Source organism: Streptomyces sp. NBC_01446, from assembly GCF_026340095.1.
Classification (GTDB): domain Bacteria; phylum Actinomycetota; class Actinomycetes; order Streptomycetales; family Streptomycetaceae; genus Streptomyces; species Streptomyces aureus.
The window spans coordinates 5342866-5360567 of the sequence record NZ_JAPEPO010000001.1 but is presented as its reverse complement, the minus strand read 5'-3'; the positions used below and the strand labels follow the sequence as shown (position 1 = coordinate 5360567).

General features: G+C 68.9%; 15 protein-coding genes and 2 tRNA genes. 6 read left to right on the top strand and 11 right to left on the bottom strand.

Features of this window, described 5'->3' with window-relative positions; genetic code table 11:
- Positions 1 to 122 precede the first annotated feature (122 nt).
- The gene (locus OG456_RS24005) at positions 123 to 2753 is read right to left on the bottom strand and encodes a valine--tRNA ligase (RefSeq protein WP_266564261.1); all 2631 of its coding nucleotides are present in this window, start codon (positions 2751 to 2753) and stop codon (positions 123 to 125) included.
- A 185-nt stretch (positions 2754 to 2938) separates the two neighbouring features.
- Here OG456_RS24005 and OG456_RS24000 point away from each other — a divergent pair, with 185 nt between their 5' ends.
- On the top strand, positions 2939 to 3910 hold the full coding sequence (locus OG456_RS24000) for a hypothetical protein (protein WP_266564259.1): 972 nt from the start codon (positions 2939 to 2941) through the stop codon (positions 3908 to 3910).
- Between the two features lie 206 nt (positions 3911 to 4116).
- Positions 4117 to 4569, top strand: a complete 453-nt coding sequence (locus OG456_RS23995) for a hypothetical protein (RefSeq protein WP_266564257.1) — start codon at positions 4117 to 4119, stop codon at positions 4567 to 4569.
- Between the two features lie 72 nt (positions 4570 to 4641).
- Here OG456_RS23995 and clpX read toward each other — a convergent pair whose 3' ends face one another.
- The 5 genes from clpX to OG456_RS23970 form a co-directional block, all read right to left on the bottom strand.
- Positions 4642 to 5928, bottom strand: coding sequence for an ATP-dependent Clp protease ATP-binding subunit ClpX (gene clpX, locus OG456_RS23990; RefSeq protein WP_266564255.1), 1287 nt, complete (start codon positions 5926 to 5928; stop codon positions 4642 to 4644).
- Between the two features lie 155 nt (positions 5929 to 6083).
- Complete coding sequence (locus tag OG456_RS23985) at positions 6084 to 6743, bottom strand: ATP-dependent Clp protease proteolytic subunit (RefSeq protein ID WP_227294656.1); 660 nt, start codon at positions 6741 to 6743, stop codon at positions 6084 to 6086.
- 53 nt (positions 6744 to 6796) lie between these two features.
- Positions 6797 to 7405: an ATP-dependent Clp protease proteolytic subunit gene (locus OG456_RS23980; protein ID WP_266569404.1), complete on the bottom strand. Its 609-nt coding sequence runs from the start codon at positions 7403 to 7405 to the stop codon at positions 6797 to 6799.
- A 284-nt stretch (positions 7406 to 7689) separates the two neighbouring features.
- Positions 7690 to 9078, bottom strand: a complete 1389-nt coding sequence (gene tig, locus OG456_RS23975; protein WP_266564251.1) for a trigger factor — start codon at positions 9076 to 9078, stop codon at positions 7690 to 7692.
- Between the two features lie 150 nt (positions 9079 to 9228).
- Positions 9229 to 9305 (bottom strand) — tRNA-Pro (locus OG456_RS23970).
- Between the two features lie 141 nt (positions 9306 to 9446).
- Between OG456_RS23970 and OG456_RS23965 the strand changes: the two genes are divergently transcribed.
- A tRNA-Gly gene (locus OG456_RS23965) sits at positions 9447 to 9517 on the top strand.
- Between the two features lie 78 nt (positions 9518 to 9595).
- Here the strand turns inward: OG456_RS23965 and OG456_RS23960 are convergent.
- Complete coding sequence (locus OG456_RS23960) at positions 9596 to 9790, bottom strand: hypothetical protein (RefSeq protein ID WP_100594330.1); 195 nt, start codon at positions 9788 to 9790, stop codon at positions 9596 to 9598.
- Between the two features lie 535 nt (positions 9791 to 10325).
- Here OG456_RS23960 and OG456_RS23955 point away from each other — a divergent pair.
- The gene (locus OG456_RS23955; RefSeq protein ID WP_266564248.1) at positions 10326 to 11474 is read left to right on the top strand and encodes an acyltransferase family protein; all 1149 of its coding nucleotides are present in this window, start codon (positions 10326 to 10328) and stop codon (positions 11472 to 11474) included.
- On the opposite strand, the gene OG456_RS23950 is transcribed toward OG456_RS23955, so the two are convergent.
- Together OG456_RS23950 and OG456_RS50535 are read right to left on the bottom strand one after the other, a co-directional pair.
- On the bottom strand, positions 11464 to 11931 hold the full coding sequence (locus OG456_RS23950) for an HD domain-containing protein (RefSeq protein WP_266564246.1): 468 nt from the start codon (positions 11929 to 11931) through the stop codon (positions 11464 to 11466). The genes OG456_RS23955 and OG456_RS23950 overlap by 11 nt on opposite strands.
- On the bottom strand, positions 11925 to 12320 hold the full coding sequence (locus OG456_RS50535) for a hypothetical protein (RefSeq protein WP_323136352.1): 396 nt from the start codon (positions 12318 to 12320) through the stop codon (positions 11925 to 11927). Before OG456_RS50535 ends, OG456_RS23950 begins: the two co-directional genes overlap by 7 nt.
- Before the next feature lie 511 nt (positions 12321 to 12831).
- Between OG456_RS50535 and OG456_RS23940 the strand changes: the two genes are divergently transcribed.
- Entirely contained in the window at positions 12832 to 14013 is a 1182-nt protein-coding gene (locus OG456_RS23940; protein WP_266564244.1) for a cation:proton antiporter, read from the top strand.
- Between the two features lie 232 nt (positions 14014 to 14245).
- Here the strand turns inward: OG456_RS23940 and OG456_RS23935 are convergent, their stop codons facing one another.
- Positions 14246 to 15394, bottom strand: coding sequence for a PP2C family protein-serine/threonine phosphatase (locus OG456_RS23935; protein ID WP_266564238.1), 1149 nt, complete (start codon positions 15392 to 15394; stop codon positions 14246 to 14248).
- A gap of 137 nt (positions 15395 to 15531) precedes the next feature.
- Here OG456_RS23935 and OG456_RS23930 point away from each other — a divergent pair, with 137 nt between their 5' ends.
- The gene (locus OG456_RS23930) at positions 15532 to 16761 is read left to right on the top strand and encodes a GNAT family N-acetyltransferase (RefSeq protein ID WP_266564236.1); all 1230 of its coding nucleotides are present in this window, start codon (positions 15532 to 15534) and stop codon (positions 16759 to 16761) included.
- Between the two features lie 22 nt (positions 16762 to 16783).
- On the opposite strand, the gene OG456_RS23925 is transcribed toward OG456_RS23930, so the two are convergent.
- Positions 16784 to 17596, bottom strand: coding sequence for an Fpg/Nei family DNA glycosylase (locus OG456_RS23925; protein ID WP_266564234.1), 813 nt, complete (start codon positions 17594 to 17596; stop codon positions 16784 to 16786).
- Between the last annotated feature and the right edge of the window lie 106 nt (positions 17597 to 17702).

The following is a 17702-nucleotide window of genomic DNA, read 5'->3' as shown; positions in this document are numbered from 1 at the left end:
CACCCGGAGAAACGCGAAGGCCCCCCGGAGCCATGAGGATCCGGGGGGCCTTCACCGCACTTCACGCACTTCACGCACTTCACGGACGACGGACGCGTCGCACCTCGAAGGCGTCAGCCACGTCAGGCCTGAGGCAACCGCTCCAACTGCTGCTGAATGCGGGCGATGTCCTCGTCCGCCTTGGCGAGGCGCCCACGGATCTTGTCGACGACGGCGTCCGGCGCCTTGGCGAGGAACGCCTCGTTGCCGAGCTTGCCCGTGGCCTGGGCCTTCTCCTTCTCGGCGGCGGCCAGATCCTTGGCGAGCCGCTTGCGCTCGGCCGCCACATCGATCGTGCCGGACAGGTCGAGCGCGACCTGCGCGCCGCCGACCGACAGAGTGGCGGTCGCCGAGAAGGCGTCACCCTCGGGCTGCAGCCGCAGAAGCTGCCGGATGGCGGCCTCGTGCGAAGCGAGCGTGGTGCCGTCGAGGTCGAGCCGGGCCGGAACGCGCTGACCGGGCTGCAGGCCCTGGTCGGAACGGAAGCGCCGGACCTCGGTGATGACCTGCTGAAGCGTCTCGATCTCGCGCTCGGCGGCGTCGTCACGGAAGCGGCTGTCCTTCGGCCACTCGGCGGTCACGAGCGTCTCGCCACCCGTCAGCGTCGTCCAGAGCGTCTCGGTGACGAACGGGACGATCGGGTGCAGCAGACGCAGCGTCACATCGAGGACCTCGCCCAGGACGCGGCCCGAGACCTTCGCCTGCTCGCCGCCCTCGAAGAACGTCGTCTTCGACAGCTCGACGTACCAGTCGAAGACCTCGTCCCACGCGAAGTGGTAGAGGGCGTCGGAGAGCTTGGCGAACTGGAAGTCGTCGTAGAAGGCGTCGACTTCGGCGACGGTCTTGTTGAGCCGCGACAGGATCCAGCGGTCCGTCGCGGTCATCGCCTCGGGCGCCGGCAGCGGTCCCTCGACGGTCGCGCCGTTCATCAGCGCGAAGCGCGTCGCGTTCCAGATCTTGTTGGCGAAGTTACGGGAGGCCTTGACCCAGTCCTCGCCGATCGGCACATCGGCACCGGGGTTGGCGCCGGTGGCCAGGGTGAAGCGAACGGCGTCGGATCCGTACGCGTCCATCCAGTCGAGCGGGTCGACGGCGTTCGGATTCGACTTCGACATCTTCTTGCCGAACTCGTCGCGGACGAGACCGGTGAGGGCGACGGTCTTGAAGGGGACCTGGTCCTCCATGGCGTACAGGCCGAACATCATCATCCGGACGACCCAGAAGAAGATGATGTCGTGGCCGGTCACCAGGACGTCGGTCGAGTAGAACTTCTCGAGGTCCGGGGTCTTCTCCGGCCAGCCGAGCGTGGAGAACGGCCACAGGCCGGACGAGAACCAGGTGTCGAGGACGTCCTCGTCCTGGGTCCAGCCCTCGGCCTCCGTGCCGGGGATCGGGTCGTCGGGGCCGACGCACACGACCTCGCCGTTCGGCCCGTACCAGACGGGGATCCGGTGGCCCCACCACAACTGGCGTGAGATGCACCAGTCGTTGAGGTTGTCGACCCAGTCGAAGTACCGCTTCTCCATGTCCTTCGGGTGGAGCGCGACGCGCCCGTCACGGACCGCGTCACCGGCGGCCTGGGCGAGCGTGTCGACCTTGACCCACCACTGGAGGGACAGGCGCGGCTCGACGGTGGTCTTGCAGCGCGAGCAGTGGCCGACGGAGTGGACGTACGGACGCTTCTCGGCGACGACACGGCCCTGTTCGCGCAGGGCGGCGACGATCGCGGAGCGCGCCTCGAAGCGGTCGAGACCCTGGAAGGGACCGTGCACGGTGATGACACCGCGCTCGTCCATGATCGTCATGGACTCCAGGTCGTGCCGCTGGCCGATCGCGAAGTCGTTCGGGTCGTGGGCGGGCGTCACCTTGACGGCGCCGGTGCCGAACTCGGGGTCGACGTGCGTGTCGGCGACGACCGGGATGGTCCGGTCGGTGAGCGGCAGCTTGATGCGCTTGCCGATCAGGTGCGCGTACCGCTCGTCGTCGGGGTGCACCGCGACGGCGGTGTCACCGAGCATGGTCTCGACGCGGGTCGTGGCGACGACCACCGTCTCGTCGCCCTCGCCGTACTTGAGCGAGACGAGCTCGCCGTCGTCGTCCTGGTAGTCGACCTCGATGTCCGAGATCGCCGTCAGACAGCGCGGGCACCAGTTGATGATGCGCTCGGCGCGGTAGATGAGCCCGTCGTCGTACAGGTTCTTGAAGATGGTCTGGACGGCCTTCGACAGGCCCTCGTCCATCGTGAAGCGCTCACGCGACCAGTCGAGGCCCGCGCCGAGGCGGCGCAGCTGGCCGAGGATCCGGCCGCCGTACTCGTCCTTCCACTGCCACACGCGGTCGGTGAACGCCTCGCGGCCCAGGTCCTGGCGGGACTTGCCCTCCTCGGCGAGCTGCTGCTCGACCTTGTTCTGGGTCGCGATGCCGGCGTGGTCCATGCCGGGCAGCCACAGCGTCTCGTAGCCCTGCATGCGCTTGCGGCGCGTGAGGGCGTCCATGAGCGTGACCTGGAAGGCGTGGCCCAGGTGGAGCGCGCCCGTGACGTTCGGCGGGGGGATGACGATCGTGTACGGCTCCTTCTCGCTGTTCGCGTCAGCGGTGAAGTAACCCCGGTCTACCCAGCGCTCGTACAGCGCCCCCTCTACCTCGGCCGGCGCGTACTGGGTCGGCAGTTCGGTGGTGGGCGCTGGATTCTGCTGCTGAGTGTTCTCGGTCACGGGCCCAGTTTAGGGGCGCGGCAGGGGTGCCCCGAAACCGGATTCCCGTGCGACGCGGCGGCCGCCCCGGCCGTCTGGCACAACCTTTCAACAACATGGCACCGATCCGCCCCCGGGATCCCCACACACGGTCACCTTCCGCCAGGATGTTCGGAACGCATAAGCATCGGGAGGGAACCCCAGAAATGAGCTACAACCAGCCGGGCCCGTACGGCGGGCAGCAGCCTCAGCAGCCCGGACCCTACGGCCAGCCGCAGCCGGGCCCCTACGGGCAGCAGCCCCCGGCCGCGCCCCAGCCCGGCTACGGCTACCCGCAGCAGGCCCCGCAGGGCGTGCCGCCGCAGCAGCCCCCGTACGGCCAGCCGCAGCAGCCGTACGGCCAGCCTGGCGGCTACAGCCAGCCCCAGCAGCCGGGCCCCTACGGCCAGCAGCCCCAGGCCCCCTACGGGCAGGTCCCTCCGCCCCCCGGCCCGCCCCAGGGTGGCAAGAAGAAGACGGGCCTGATCATCGGCGCGGTGGCCGTGGTCGCGGCGATCGGCGTGGGCGCGTACTTCGTGTTCGGCGGCGGCTCGTCCGTGGCGGACGACGGCCCGCACAAGCTGACGACGCCGGCAACGGTGCTCGGGGAGTACAAGAAGTCGGCGAGCGGCGACGACTCCAGCATGAGCGACAAGGACGTCAAGGACGCCGAGAAGAACGGCGTCAAGAACGCCCAGGGCGTCGGCGCGGACTACCAGGCCGGCGACACCAAGACGAACCCGCTCGCGGTCAAGTACCTGAAGTTCATAGGCGTCTACGGCGAGATCTCCGACCCGGAGAAGGTCGTGGACGGCATGTTCGCCGAAATGAAGAAGAAGTCTTCGACGGACAACTCCGACACCGGAAAGCTGGTCGGCACTCCGCAGAGCTTCGACTCCGACGGCGCGGTGATGAAGTGCCAGGAAACGAAGATCAAGAACGACACGCCCAGCAGCGGCGAGACCTCCTCCGCTCCCAAGGAGATGTCGATGCCGGTCTGCATCTGGGGTGACCACAGCACCCTCGGCATCGTCATCCCCGTCGACCTGGCGACGGCCATGACGGGCAAGAACGCGGATCTGCAGAGCGCCGCCGACACGTCGACCAAGCTCCGCGGCGAGGTCCGCGTCAAGTCCTGACGGCACCGGCAGTTGAGCATGCGGGGCTCCCGGCCGACAGGTTGGGAGCCCTATGTCGTACCCGAAGTCGGCGCAACGCCGACCCGCGAGTCATGCAACACCTCACACTCAACCGAAAGTCTGCGCAGACGCCATTCTCGCCATGCATGATCACTCAGGGTAATCCCCCTCTGTTGGCCAGCTCTCTGGCCAGGTGAAAGGTGAGCATGCGACACAGATACAGATACTCGGCGCTCCTCTGCTCAGCCGTCGCCCTCGTCGCCATTCCCTTGGCGGCAAGTCCGGCAGCCGCCGCCGAAGCCTCCAGCTCGTGCGGCGTGACGCATCCCGTCCTTGGCCCGATCGTCATCACCGGGGAAGCGCTGGGTGGGTGGAACTGGGCGAGCGCCAACGCGTTGACGTCTGTGCACCTGGAGGCCAAGGACACGAAGGCGGACGGTGCGCATCCCGCAGTCCGCTTGGTGACCCAGAGAAGGGGCGAGGACATTCACTACTGGTCCTGGCACCACAACACGAAGGGCTCCGACACGACGGACTCCTGGGATACCAGCGCCTCTGACACGGCAGGTATCACGACGGCGTGGATCCAGGGCGGCCTCTTCGACGGCTCGACGCGTCTCTCGCTCTGCACCGGAGCGAAGAAGGTCAATCCGGACTGATCACGGATCTGCATAGACGCGCGGTGCCCGGCACACATTCGTGCCGGGCACCGCGCGTGAACGTTCGGACCGCTACGCCGACTTCTGTTCGCCGCTGCCCGAGCCGCGGGCGTCGCGGGGGATCAGCGTCGGGTTCACGTTCGAGTGGACGGCCTCTGCCGTGATGACGACGCGGGCCACGTCCTTGCGGGAGGGGACCTCGTACATCACGGACTGGAGGACTTCCTCCATGATCGCGCGCAGGCCGCGCGCGCCGGTGCGGCGCAGGATGGCCTGGTCGGCGATGGCCTCCAGGGCCTCGCGCTCGAAGTCCAGCTCCACGCCGTCGAGTTCGAAGAGGCGCTGGTACTGCTTCACCAGGGCGTTGCGCGGCTCCAGGAGGATCTGGAGGAGCGCCTCGCGGTCCAGGTTGTGGACCGAGGTGATGACGGGGAGACGGCCGATGAACTCGGGGATCATCCCGAACTTCACCAGGTCCTCCGGCATGACCTCCTGGAACTGGTCCTTCTCCTCCAGCTCGCGCTTGGAGTGGATCGTCGCGCCGAAGCCGATGCCCTTGGCACCCGCCCGCGACTCGATGATCTTCTCCAGGCCGGCGAACGCGCCGCCCACGATGAACAGCACGTTCGTCGTGTCGATCTGGATGAACTCCTGATGGGGGTGCTTGCGGCCGCCCTGGGGCGGGACGGAAGCCGTGGTCCCCTCGAGGATCTTGAGCAGGGCCTGCTGGACGCCCTCACCGGACACATCGCGCGTGATCGACGGGTTCTCGCTCTTGCGGGCGACCTTGTCGATCTCGTCGATGTAGATGATCCCGGTCTCGGCCTTCTTGACGTCGTAGTCAGCCGCCTGGATCAGCTTCAGGAGGATGTTCTCGACGTCCTCGCCCACATAGCCGGCCTCCGTGAGCGCCGTCGCGTCGGCGATGGCGAACGGAACGTTCAGCATGCGGGCCAGAGTCTGGGCCAGGAGCGTCTTGCCCGAGCCCGTGGGGCCCAGGAGCAGGATGTTGGACTTCGACAGCTCGATCGCGTCGTCGCGTCCCTGGGCTCCGCCGTTCTCACCGGCCTGAACCCGCTTGTAATGGTTGTACACAGCGACCGAGAGGGCTTTCTTCGCGGCCTCCTGGCCGACGACATAGCCTTCGAGGAACTCGTAGATCTCGCGAGGCTTGGGAAGTTCTTCCCAGCGGACCTCGCTCGTCTCCGCGAGCTCTTCCTCGATGATCTCGTTGCAGAGGTCGATGCACTCGTCGCAGATGTACACACCGGGGCCTGCGATGAGCTTCTTGACCTGCTTCTGGCTCTTTCCGCAGAACGAGCACTTGAGCAGATCGCCGCCGTCACCGATGCGTGCCACGAGGTGCTTCCCCTTCGCCTGGGAGACGCTCGCGTAAGCGACTCCTGGTGCCTGTATCCGACGGTACCTTGCCGGGCCCCCCGTTCGGGCCCCCCTTGGCACGGTTCAGTTCAACGTGAAGCGTGCCAAGGAGCGGCAGACGATACAGCGCTGCGTCACGCGGCCGCGGAGTTGTTCATCTTCCGGGTGGAGATGATCTGGTCGATCAGGCCGTACGCCAGGGCGTCCTCGGCCGTCAGGATCTTGTCGCGCTCGATGTCGTCGCGGATCTTCTCGATCGGCGTCGTGGAGTGCTTGGCCAGCATCTCCTCGAGCTGCTCACGCATCCGGAGGATCTCGTTCGCGGCGATCTCCAGGTCGGAGAGCTGCTCACGGCCGGTGCCGCCGGAAGGCTGGTGGATCAGGACGCGGGCGTTCGGCAGCGCCATGCGCTTGCCCGGCGTACCGGCCGCGAGGAGCACGGCGGCCGCGGAGGACGCCTGGCCCATGCAGACCGTCTGGATGTCCGGCTTCACGAACTGCATCGTGTCGTAGATGGCCGTGAGCGCCGTGAAGGAGCCGCCGGGGCTGTTGATGTAGATGGAGATGTCGCGGTCCGGGTCCATCGACTCCAGGCACAGGAGCTGCGCCATGACGTCGTTGGCGGACGCGTCGTCGATCTGCACGCCGAGGAAGATCACACGCTCCTCGAAGAGCTTCGCGTACGGGTCGTACTCACGCACGCCCTGCGAGGTGCGCTCGACGAAGCGCGGGATCACGTAGCGGTTGTCGACCTGCGGGCCGGTGTACAGACCGCTGCCGGGGATGTTGTTCATGGTCGGTGTTCCGTCCTGGTGAGGTGGGCTTGGATGACCGCGCGACCGGGGTTTCAGGCCCCGGTGCCGCCGCCGCCCGGAACACCCGTAGCGGCACTGATGATCTCGTCGATGAGGCCGTATGCCTTGGCCTCGTCGGCGGTGTACCAGCGGTCGCGGTCACCGTCACGGATGATCGTCTCGACGGTCTGCCCGGAGTGCCGGGCGGTGATCTCCGCCATGCGCTTCTTGGTGCGCAGCAGGTACTCGGCCTGGATCTTGACGTCCGAAGCCGTACCGCCGATGCCGGCGGAGCCCTGGTGCATCAGAATGTCCGTGTTCGGCAGCGCGAAGCGCTTGCCCGGGGTACCGCCGGTCAGCAGGAACTGACCCATGGAGGCGGCCATGCCCATGCCGATGGTGACGACGTCGTTCTGGATGTACTGCATGGTGTCGTAGACCGCCATGCCGGCCGTCACCGAGCCGCCGGGGCTGTTGATGTAGAGGTAGATGTCCTTGTCCTGGTCGGCAGCGGCCAGGAGGAGCATCTGGGCAGTGATCTTGTTGGCGATCTCGTCGTCGACCTGCTGGCCTAGGAAGATGATGCGGTCGTTGAGCAGTCGGCTGTAGACCTGGTCGCCGAGGCCACCACCGAGGGACGGCTCACCGGCGGCGGAAGGCATCAGATTCGTCACGTATCCACCTGCTCGTCTCTGACGGCAACGCGCCGTCTCGCGTCTTATCCGGAGGGCCGGGGCCCCGCACCTGCACACCGCCGTTCGGCGGCGGCTGCGGGGACTCATCTGCCCTCGTATTCATGGACCCTAACGCGCGGGTCCCTTCGGTGAATCCCGCAAGGGGAACTGTTCGCTGTGAGCGCATGTTGCGCCCCGCCCCACAGGTACGACTGGGCCCCGGGACGATGCCGTCCCGGGGCCCAGCTACGCAGAAGAGATCAGACCGGGGCTCAGGCCTCGTTCTTGTCCTCGGCCTCGGCGGAGGCGTCCGCCTCGACGGTCTCGCCGGCGGCAGCCGACTCGTCCTCGTCGTCCTCGAGGTCGACGATCTCGCCGTTCGTGTCCTTGACCGTGGCGGCCTCGACGACGACCGCGAGGGCCTTGCCGCGGGCGACCTCGCCGACCAGCATCGGGACCTGGCCGCCTTCGACGACGGCCTGGGCGAACTGGTCGGGGGACATGCCGGAGGACTGCGCGCGCCGCATGAGGTGCTCGGTGAGCTCCTCCTGGTTGACGTTCAGCTTCTCCTTGTTGACGAGCTCGTCGAGGACGAACTGCGTCTTGATGCCCTTGACGGCCTGCTCGGCGGTCTCGGCGTCGAACTCCTCGACCGTCTTGCCCTGGATCTCGAGGTACTTCTCGAGGTCGAGGCCCATCTGGCCGAGCTGGTGGTGCTCGAGGTTGTGCTTGCGGGTCTTGACCTCGTCCTCGAGCAGCTTCTCGGGAACGGGGACCTCGACCAGCTCGAGCAGCTTCTCCAGGACGCGCTCCTGGGCCTGCGTGGCCTGGTCGTACTGCTTCATGTTCTCGAGGCGCTTGCGGCTGTCGGCCTTCAGCTCGTCGAGGGTGTCGAACTCGGAGGCGAGCTGCGCGAACTCGTCGTCCAGGGACGGCAGTTCACGAGCGGCGACCTGGGTGACCTTGACGGTGACCTCGGCCTCCTTGCCCTCGGCGGAGCCGCCCTTGAGCTCGGAGGTGAAGGTGGCCTCGCCACCGGCCTCCAGGCCCTTCACGGCCTCGTCGATGCCCTCGAGGAGCTCGCCCGAGCCGATCGTGTACGAGACGCCGGACGCAACGCCGTCCTCGAGCACCTCGCCGTCGACCTTGGCCTCGAGGTCGATCGTGACGACGTCGCCGTCCTCGGCGGCACGCTCGACCGGGGAGGTGGAGGCGAAGCGCTCGCGGAGCTGCTCCACCGACTTGTCCACATCCTCGTCGCTGACCTCGATGGCGTCGACCTCGACCTCGATGCCGGAGTAGTCCGGAATCTCGATCTCGGGACGGATGTCGACCTCGGCGGTGAAGTTCAGCGTCTCGCCGTCCTTCAGCTCCGTGATGTCGACCTCGGGCTGGCCCAGCACGTTGAGCTCGGCCTCGTTGACCGCTTCGGTGTAGAACTTCGGAAGCGCGTCGTTGACGGCCTCCTCAAGCACGGCGCCGCGGCCGAACCGCTGGTCGATGACGCGGGCAGGGATCTTGCCCTTGCGGAAGCCCTTCACCGTGACCTGCTGGTTGATCTTCTTGTACGCCGCGTCGAGGCTGTCCTTGAGCTCCTCGAAGGGCACCTCGATGCTGAGCCGAACCCGGGTCGGGTTCAGGGTCTCCACGGCGCTCTTCACGGTTCGGTCTCCTTGGGGGCTGACTTCTGGGTTCCTGCCCGGTTAAGAGACACACGGGCACGCAGCTTGCATAGTAACGGCAAGCCGGAGCCGACCCACAACGCGATCTTGAGGAGGCGTCTACCGCTTGAGACGCTGCTGTTGCGACGCTGGTCGGGGTGGCGGGATTTGAACCCACGGCCTTCCGCTCCCAAAGCGGACGCGCTACCAAGCTGCGCCACACCCCGTCGGTGCGACACGTAGGGTACATGCACGCGGCCGGTGCGGCTCCCGCATTGCGAGCAGAGTGAATGCGGTGTGCGACGAGGGGGTCCGACCCGCTACGATGCTTCCCGTTGCCGCGGTCACCGACCTGCGGCGCAAGCTGTGCGGGCGTAGCTCAATGGTAGAGCCCTAGTCTTCCAAACTAGCTACGCGGGTTCGATTCCCGTCGCCCGCTCTTGTGGCCCCGGGCCCGGTTCTCACGAATCGGGCCCGGGGTTTTTTCACGCCCTGGGCCGGACGGTCTCCCGAGCCGTCAGAACTGGATCGAGTTGATCGTGTCCGCTATCGAGTTCAGGAACCTCTGGATGTCGTCGGCCATTCCGGTCGAGGCCAGGAAGAACCCGAACAGGACCGCCACGACGGCAGGCCCGGCCTTGATCGACCCTCCCCGGATCAGCACCACGAGAATGATCGCCAACAGCAGTACGACTGACAGCGAAATGGCCACACTGATCACACCCTAGGTCGGTCCGCACTCCCGGCCCGGGGGGTACGACCCCGCACACCCCCGCCAGAACCATCGTGCCACCAACACGGCCCCCGTATGCGGCGGGTGACGCATCGTCGGCCACTCCCGTGCGGCGGCGCGCCGGCCGCGCACCCTTGGGGCACATGATCGGCGCGTGTCCCCCGGGCAATTTCGCGGGTTCCCGTGGCCGGTAATTCGGCCTGATCGTTTCCATGCACACACAGCATGTCCACATCGTGGGCACGCGGGATCACGCATGCGCTGTTCGCCGCGAATTCGAATTGTCGCGGGGGCCACATCCAGGGTGGTCGAGTCCGGCCGATATGCACTATTTAATCAGGATGAGAGTGGTCATAACGGACTCATATGGATGCCTCCCGAAGTCCGTTCAGAAGACCTGCGAAAACTTCGTCATCGCTATGCCGACTTCTCCGAATCGGGGGTACTCGCGCGGTAAGGAGGATTTGACGTGAGGGTTTTACGAAATACCGCGGGCGCCGCTAGGGTGCCTCAGATGTTCCGCGCTGCCCCCACCCGAGCCCCGCTCCCTGCGGCACAGACGGCCCCCGCCCATCAGCCACCGAATACGGCAGCCGCTCCCCCCACACCGGCCGCCAAGCCCGCGAAACAGCGGGACGCGTTCTTCGACAACGCCAAGTACCTGGCCATCGTGCTGGTCGCGATGGGCCACTCCTGGGAACCGCTGACGGATCACAGCCGCGTCGCCGAGGCGCTCTACATGACCGTCTACACGTTCCACATGCCGGCGTTCATCGTGATCTCCGGCTACTTCTCCCGCAGCTTCGACATGCGGCCCGACCGGCTCCGGCGGCTCATCACCGGGGTCGCGGTGCCGTACGTGATCTTCGAGATCGCGTACACCTTCTTCAAGCGCTGGGCGGACAACGACCCGACGCAGCCGTTCAGCCTGCTCGACCCCTGGTACCTGACCTGGTTCCTGGTCGCCCTGTTCATCTGGCGGCTCACCACCCCGCTGTGGAAGATCGTCCGCTGGCCGGTGCCGCTCGCCGTCGCCATCGCCGTACTCGCCTCCGTCTCCCCCGACATCGGCGACGACCTCGACCTCCAGCGCGTACTGCAGTTCCTCCCCTTCTTCGTGCTCGGCCTGTTCCTGAAGCCCGAGCACTTCCAGCTGGTGCGCCGGCGCGAGGTGCGGATCCTGTCCGTGCCGATCTTCGCGGCGGCGCTGGTGCTGGCCTACTGGGCCGCTCCGCGGATGACGTCGGCGTGGTTCTATCACCGCGACAGCGCGCAGGAGCTGGGCGCGCCGTGGTGGGCCGGTGCCGTGATGACGTTCGCGCTCTTCGGCTGCTCGGTCGTCCTCACCGCATGCTTCTTCGCCTGGGTGCCGCGGCGGAAGGTGTGGTTCACCGTGCTGGGCGCGGGGACGCTGTACGGCTACCTGCTGCACGGGTTCATCGCGAAGGGCTCGCGGTTCTGGGGCTGGTTCGACGACTACGCCTGGCTGCACACGCCGCTGGGCGAGGTGTTCGTGACGGTCGTCGCGGCCTCCCTGATCACGGCCTTGTGCACTCCCCCGGTCCAGCGGATGTTCCGGTTCGCGATGGAGCCGAAGATGGAGTGGGCGTTCAAGAAGGACGCGGCACAGCTGGCGCGGGACCGCGGGCAGGTCAAGGCCTAGGGTCTTTCCTCTGGGCCTGGGTACCCAGGCCCAGCAGGGCCCGCATCCCCGCGTACTTCTTCGTCAGGCGGTCTCTGGTCGCTGCGTCCAGGACCGCCAGACGGGCGGGGTTCGCGTTGTGGGCCAGATCCGACTCCTTCACCAGCAACGCGCCCGGAGTGGCCAGAATTCGTTGCGCGTAGGCCTCTTGAGGCTCTCCGGAGCGCTTGGTGAGGGCGAGGACGACGCCCTTCGTGCGGTCCGTGAGGTCCGCCGCGGCCAGCCACTGCGGTGAGAGCGCGTCGTCCTCGATCGCGTCGTGCAGCCAGGCCGCCGCGATCTGCTCGTCGTCGCCGCCCCGGGCGCGTACACCTTCGGCGACCGCCTCCAGGTGTTCCGCGTAGGGGCGTCCGGCCTTGTCCGTCTGGGTGGCGTGGGCCCTGCGTGCCAGGGCCTCCACCTCGGCGAGGGTCAGCATGCGGCCGACCCTACGGCCTGCGCAGGGCCTCCCGGGCCGGGAGCGCGGTCGCGGCCGCGCCGAGGACCAGGACGGACCCGGCGAAGGAGTTTGCGCACGAGCGGCGGGATGTACGGGGACTGCCCTGTCAGGCCGTTCATCATCGTCACCAGCGGGGCGACGGCAGTACGCGTGCCGAGCCCGATGCCGGCGAGGACGACTTCGCCGGGGTGCGGGGCGCGGCCCGCGGTGAGCTTCTCGCCGGTGAATGCGGTGGGGCCCCAGTGGGCGGTGACCGGCTTCCCGTTCCGCTGTACGGGGAAGGTGGGGTCGGCGACGGCGGTGCGCGCGCCCGGGGCCGAAGCGGCCTTCGCCACCAGGGAGTTGTCGAGGAAGGCGCGGTCGGGCACCTGGACGGAGTCGTCCTCGCGGTCCTCGCCGGAGCCGGTGACGAAGCGGGCGCACTGGTCGGCGACGACGGGCGCGCTGGTCGGCGACGGCGGCGCCCGCGACGGGGGTCCCCCCTGCTCGACTGGAGCCGAGAGCCAGGGGCGGCTCGGGCGGGACGGAGGCGCGTACGCCGGTCTCCTGGAGAATGCCGCAGGCCGAGACGATCATCGCGGCCGTCATCCGGGCGACGAAAGTGCCGACGAAGGCCGCGGGCTTGAGACGGACGGCGGCGCGGGCGAGGCCGCCGGGGACCATCAGGCGGCCACTCCCGCGCAGGCGGGGGCCGTCAGAGTCGTCATGCGGGCCGCTGGCGAAACAGGGGCCGGGAGAACCCCACCCGCGTCTCCAGAAAATGGTTTGGTAAGCTAACTATTGACGCGCTCTTGACCTTCTCTTGACCTGAGCCACTCATTCGACCAAGCCAAGAACGGAAGGAACGGACCCATCGGACATGCAGACACCCTGATAGCCATGGGCGGCGCCTTTCTCGCCGCCGCCGTACTCGCCCGCCTCGGCGGGCGCATCGGGCTCCCCACCATCCCCCTGTTCATCCTGGCCGGGATCCTCCTCGGCCCCCACACCCCCGGCATCGTGCTGGTCGCCGACCCGCACGACCTGGAGATGCTCTCCGCGCTCGGCCTGGTCCTGCTGCTCTTCTACCTGGGCCTCGAGTTCCATCTGGACGACCTCAAGACCGGCGGCCGGAAGATGGCCGTCGCCGGAGGGACGTACCTCGCGCTGAACGTCGGCGCGGGCCTCGGCTTCGGATTCGCCCTCGGCTGGGGCACCTCCGAGGCTCTGGTCCTCGCCGGGGTCCTCGGCATCTCCTCGTCGGCGATCGTCACGAAGGTGCTGGTCGACACCGGCCGCCTCGGCAATCCGGAGACCAAGCCGATCCTCGGGATCATCGTCGTCGAGGACATCTTCCTGGCCCTCTACCTGGCCGCGCTCCAGCCGATCCTGTCCGGCGCGGACAGCCTGGCGTCGGCGGTCATGGACGGCGGCAAGGCCTTCGGCTTCCTCCTGCTGCTCGCCCTCGCGGCGCGCTTCGGCACCCGCATCGTGGGCCGTCTCTTCCACACCAAGGACGACGAGCTCCTCGTCATCTCCTTCCTCGGCGCGGCCGTGTTCGTCGCCGGGGTCTCCGAGTGGTTCGGCGTCGCGGACGCGATCGGCGCGTTCATGGTCGGCCTGATGCTCGGCTCCACCACCTCGGGCGAGCGCATCCGCAAGCTGGTGCACCCCCTGCGGGACGCGTTCGGGGCGATCTTCTTCTTCGCGTTCGGCCTCTCCATCGACCCGGGCGACCTGCCGACGGTGCTGTGGCCGGTGCTGGCCGCTGTCGCGGTGACGCTGGTGATGAACGTGCTCGCGGGACTCGGTGCGGCGCGCGTGTACGGGTTCGGGCCCGGCCCCGCCGCGAACATCTCCACGACGCTGCTCGCCCGGGGCGAGTTCGCCCTGATCCTCGCCACGATGGCGGCGGGCGCGGGCCTGGACGAGCGGCTGTCGCCGTTCATCGCGGGCTACGTGCTCCTGCTCGCGGTCCTCGGGCCGATGGCGGCGGGCCGCGCGGAGTGGCTTGCGCGGGTCCTTCCAGGAGGGCTGGGGGACGGGGCGCCCGTCGAGGAGCGGGTCGGGGTGGGCGTGTGACGGCTACACGCCGTGGGGGCTGATCCTTCGCTCCCGGGTGCGGGGCCCGTCGTGGCCGCGCAGTTCCCCGCTCCCTTGAAGGCATGCGGCTTCGCCGCAGCCTTTTCAAGCCCGCACGAAGTGCGCATCGCAGGGGCGCGGGGAACCGCGCGACCAGCCACAGAAGATCCGCACCCGGCGACGAACCGGCACCCGGCAGAAGAGAACCCGTGTCCCGCGCCCCCGCGGAGCGTCACGCGTCCCGGCAGACCAGCAGCAGCGCGCGGTCGTCGTTGACGTCCTTGGCCACCGCCTCGATCAGGTGCCAGGCCGCGCCGTGGAACCCGCCCGACACGTATCGGTCCGCTTCGCCGGTGAGGCGGTCGATGCCCTCGGTGATGTCGCGGTCGGACGTCTCCACCAGGCCGTCCGTGAAGAGCATCAGGACGTCGCCGGGGCGCAGGGAGCCCTTGGTGGAGTCGAACTGGGCGCCGTCGTAGACGCCGAGGAGCGGACCCTCGGCCGCCTTCTCCTCCCAGCGGCCGCTGCCCGCGCTGAGCTGGAGGCCCGGCGGGTGGCCCGCCGAGAAGAGTTCGTAGTCGCCCGACTCCAGGTCGAGGACGAGGTGGATGGACGTGGCGAAGCCCTCGTCCCAGTCCTGGCGGAGCAGATAACCGTTGGCGGCCGGCAGGAAGGCGTGCGGCGGCAGGGAGCCGAGGAGTCCGCCGAAGGCTCCGGACAGGAGCAGCGCCCTCGACCCCGCGTCCATGCCCTTGCCCGACACGTCGGTGAGGACCGCCTCCAGCGTGCGGCCGCCGTTCGTACGGGCGGCGACGACGAAGTCGCCGGAGAAGGACTGGCCGCCGGCCGGGCGCAGCGCCATCTCGCGGTGCCAGCCCTTGGGCAGCTGCGGCAACTTGCTCTGTACGCGGATGCGTTCACGCAGGTCGAACAGCATCGTGCCGCCGCGCCGCCAGGGCACGCCGACCCGGCTGCGGAACTGGGCTATGAGCAGGCCGAAGAAACCGCACGCGGCCACGACCAGGACGGTGCCGGGGGTGACCCGGGCGGCGCCCTCCGAGTACGGGCCGAGGCTGACCGACTCCACGATGAGCGCCGCGGCGGCCGCCGCGTACAGGCCGAGGAGGCTGGCCGGGCGCAGCAGCAGTCCGCCCGCCACGATCGGCAGGACGAGCGCCGTCGGGGAGCACCAGACCGGGTTGAGGAGGGTGCCGCAGGCGATGACCGGGACCATGAGGAGCAGGCCCACCATCGCGATCCAGTCGGAACCGTCGCCGCGGAAGTAGTCGACACCCGATTTGCGCATGCCGATGCGGGCCCGGTGCAGTCTCATCTTCATCCGGGCCGGAAACGTCTCGGCTTGCGCGCGTCGTCCTGCCATTGCTCGTGGACCTTATCCATCGGGTCAAGGGCTTCGCACGGGAGGTCCCACTTGTCCCCCTTCCAGGCAGCTCCGGCGCCTTCCGCGGGCGGGGAAATTCCCTCGCTTCGTCCACGGTGTCCTGGTAGGGATGGCTCATGACGACGGACGTACGGGTGCTGCGCCAGGACGACTGGCACGAGTGGTACGCGAAGTTGGAGCTGGCCTTCGGAGGAGTTCCCGAAGCGCCCGAGGAACGCGCGCTGTGGGACGACCTCACCGAGTTCGACCGGTCCATCGGCGTGTGGGACGGCGACCGGTGCGTGGGGACGGCGGGGGCGTTCACGTTCCGGGTGACGGTGCCGGGCGGGGCCCAGGTCCCGGCGGCGGGCGTCACGATGGTGTCCGTCGCGGCGACGGACCGCCGGCGCGGGGTCCTGACGTCGATGATGCGGCGCCAGCTCGACGACGTACGGTCCTGGGGCGAGCCGCTCGCCCTGCTCACCGCGTCCGAGCCCGCGATCTACGGACGCTTCGGGTACGGGATCGCGACGCGGCAGGCGAGCGTGGAGATCGACTCGACGCGGGTGCGGATCAACGCTCCGGCGGGGACGGACGACGTACGGCTGCGGTTCGCCGACGTCGCCGAGGCCGCCGCCGCGTGCGAGGCCGTGTACGTGCGGACGATCGGCACCCGGCCCGGCATGCTCGCCCGCAGGCCCGGCTGGGAGCGGCTGCCGCTGCTCGACCCGCCGTCGGAGCGCGAGGGCGCGTCGCCGATGCAGTGCGTGCTGGCCGAGCGGGACGGCGAGACGGTCGGCTACGTCCGCTTCCACAACAAGCCCGAGTGGGACGCGGCCGGGCCCAAGGGCCGGATCACGCTGCGGCACATCGACGCGCTCGACCCGGCGGCGTACGCGGCGCTGTGGCGCTTCCTCCTGGACATCGACCTGACGTCGACCGTCCAGGCGCGCAACCGGCCGGTCGACGATCCGCTGTTCTCCCTCGCCAGCGACATCCGGCGGTGCCAGGTCCGGCTGCGGGACTCGATGCACGTACGGCTCGTGGACCTCGGAGCCGCGCTGGAGGCCCGCACGTATCAGGCGCCGGTCGACGTCGTCCTGGACGTGACGGACGAGTTCTGTCCGTGGAACGCGGGGCGGTGGCGGCTGACCGGGGACGCGAAGGGGGCGTCCTGCAAGCGCACGGACGACGAGGCGGATCTTGCCCTGTCCGTACGGGAGTTGGCGGCGGCCTACCTCGGTGACACGTCGCTTTCGGCGCTGGCGGCGGCCGGACGGGTGGGAGAGCTTCGTCCTGGTTCGGTCGACGAGGCGGCGCTCGCGTTCGGGTCGACCGTGGCGCCCTGGCTGCCGCACGGGTTCTGACGCGGCGGGTGACGGGGGCCGGTCAGCGTGGGGGCTGGCACCTCGGGCACCAGAAGAGGTTGCGGGCCGCGAGGGACGCCGTGCGGATCTCCGTGCCGCACAGGTGGCAGGGCATCGTCGCCCGCCGGTAGACGTACACCTCGCCGCCGTGGTCGTCGACGCGCGGCGGGCGGCCCATCGCCTCGGGGGTGTGCTCGGGGCGGACGGTGTCGATGCGGTTGTGGCGGACGCCCTCACGCATCAGCGCCACCAGGTCCGTCCAGATCGCCGTCCACTCGTCGGGCGTGAGGTCCTTGCCCGGGGTGTACGGGTCGACGCCGTGCCGGAAGAGGACCTCGGCGCGGTAGACGTTGCCGACGCCCCCGATGATCTTCTGGTCCATGAGCAGCGCGGCGACGGTGGTGCGGCTGCGGGAGATACGGCGCCAGGCGCGGTCCGGGTCGTCGCCGTTCCTGAGCGGGTCGGGGCCGAGGCGGTCGTGTATCGCCTGCTTCTCGGCGTCCGTGATCAGGGCGCAGGTCGTGGGGCCGCGCAGGTCGGAGTAGTGCGTGTCGCTCAGCAGCCGCAGGCGGACGGTGTCCGTGGGCGGCGGGGCGGGGGTCTCTCCGAGGGCGTACTTGCCGAAGAGGCCCAGGTGGATGTGGATCCAGCCGGTTTCCGCGAAGCCCAGGAAGAGGTGTTTGCCGTGGGCGTCCACTCCGTCGAGGACCAGGCCGTCCACGAGGGCGGCGCTGTCGGAGAACTTGCCCTGCGGGCTGCGGACGCCTACCGGGCGGCCCGCGAAGCGCTCCGCGTGGTCCTGGGCCAGGCGGTGGATGGTGTGGCCCTCTGGCACGGGTCTCTGTCTCCTGGGGTTGGTGGGGGCGGGCGTGGGGGATTTCCTCCCCCGGCCCGCCCCTTCCCGAAAGTCCTGGGGCCCCGCCCCGGACCCCGCTCCTCAA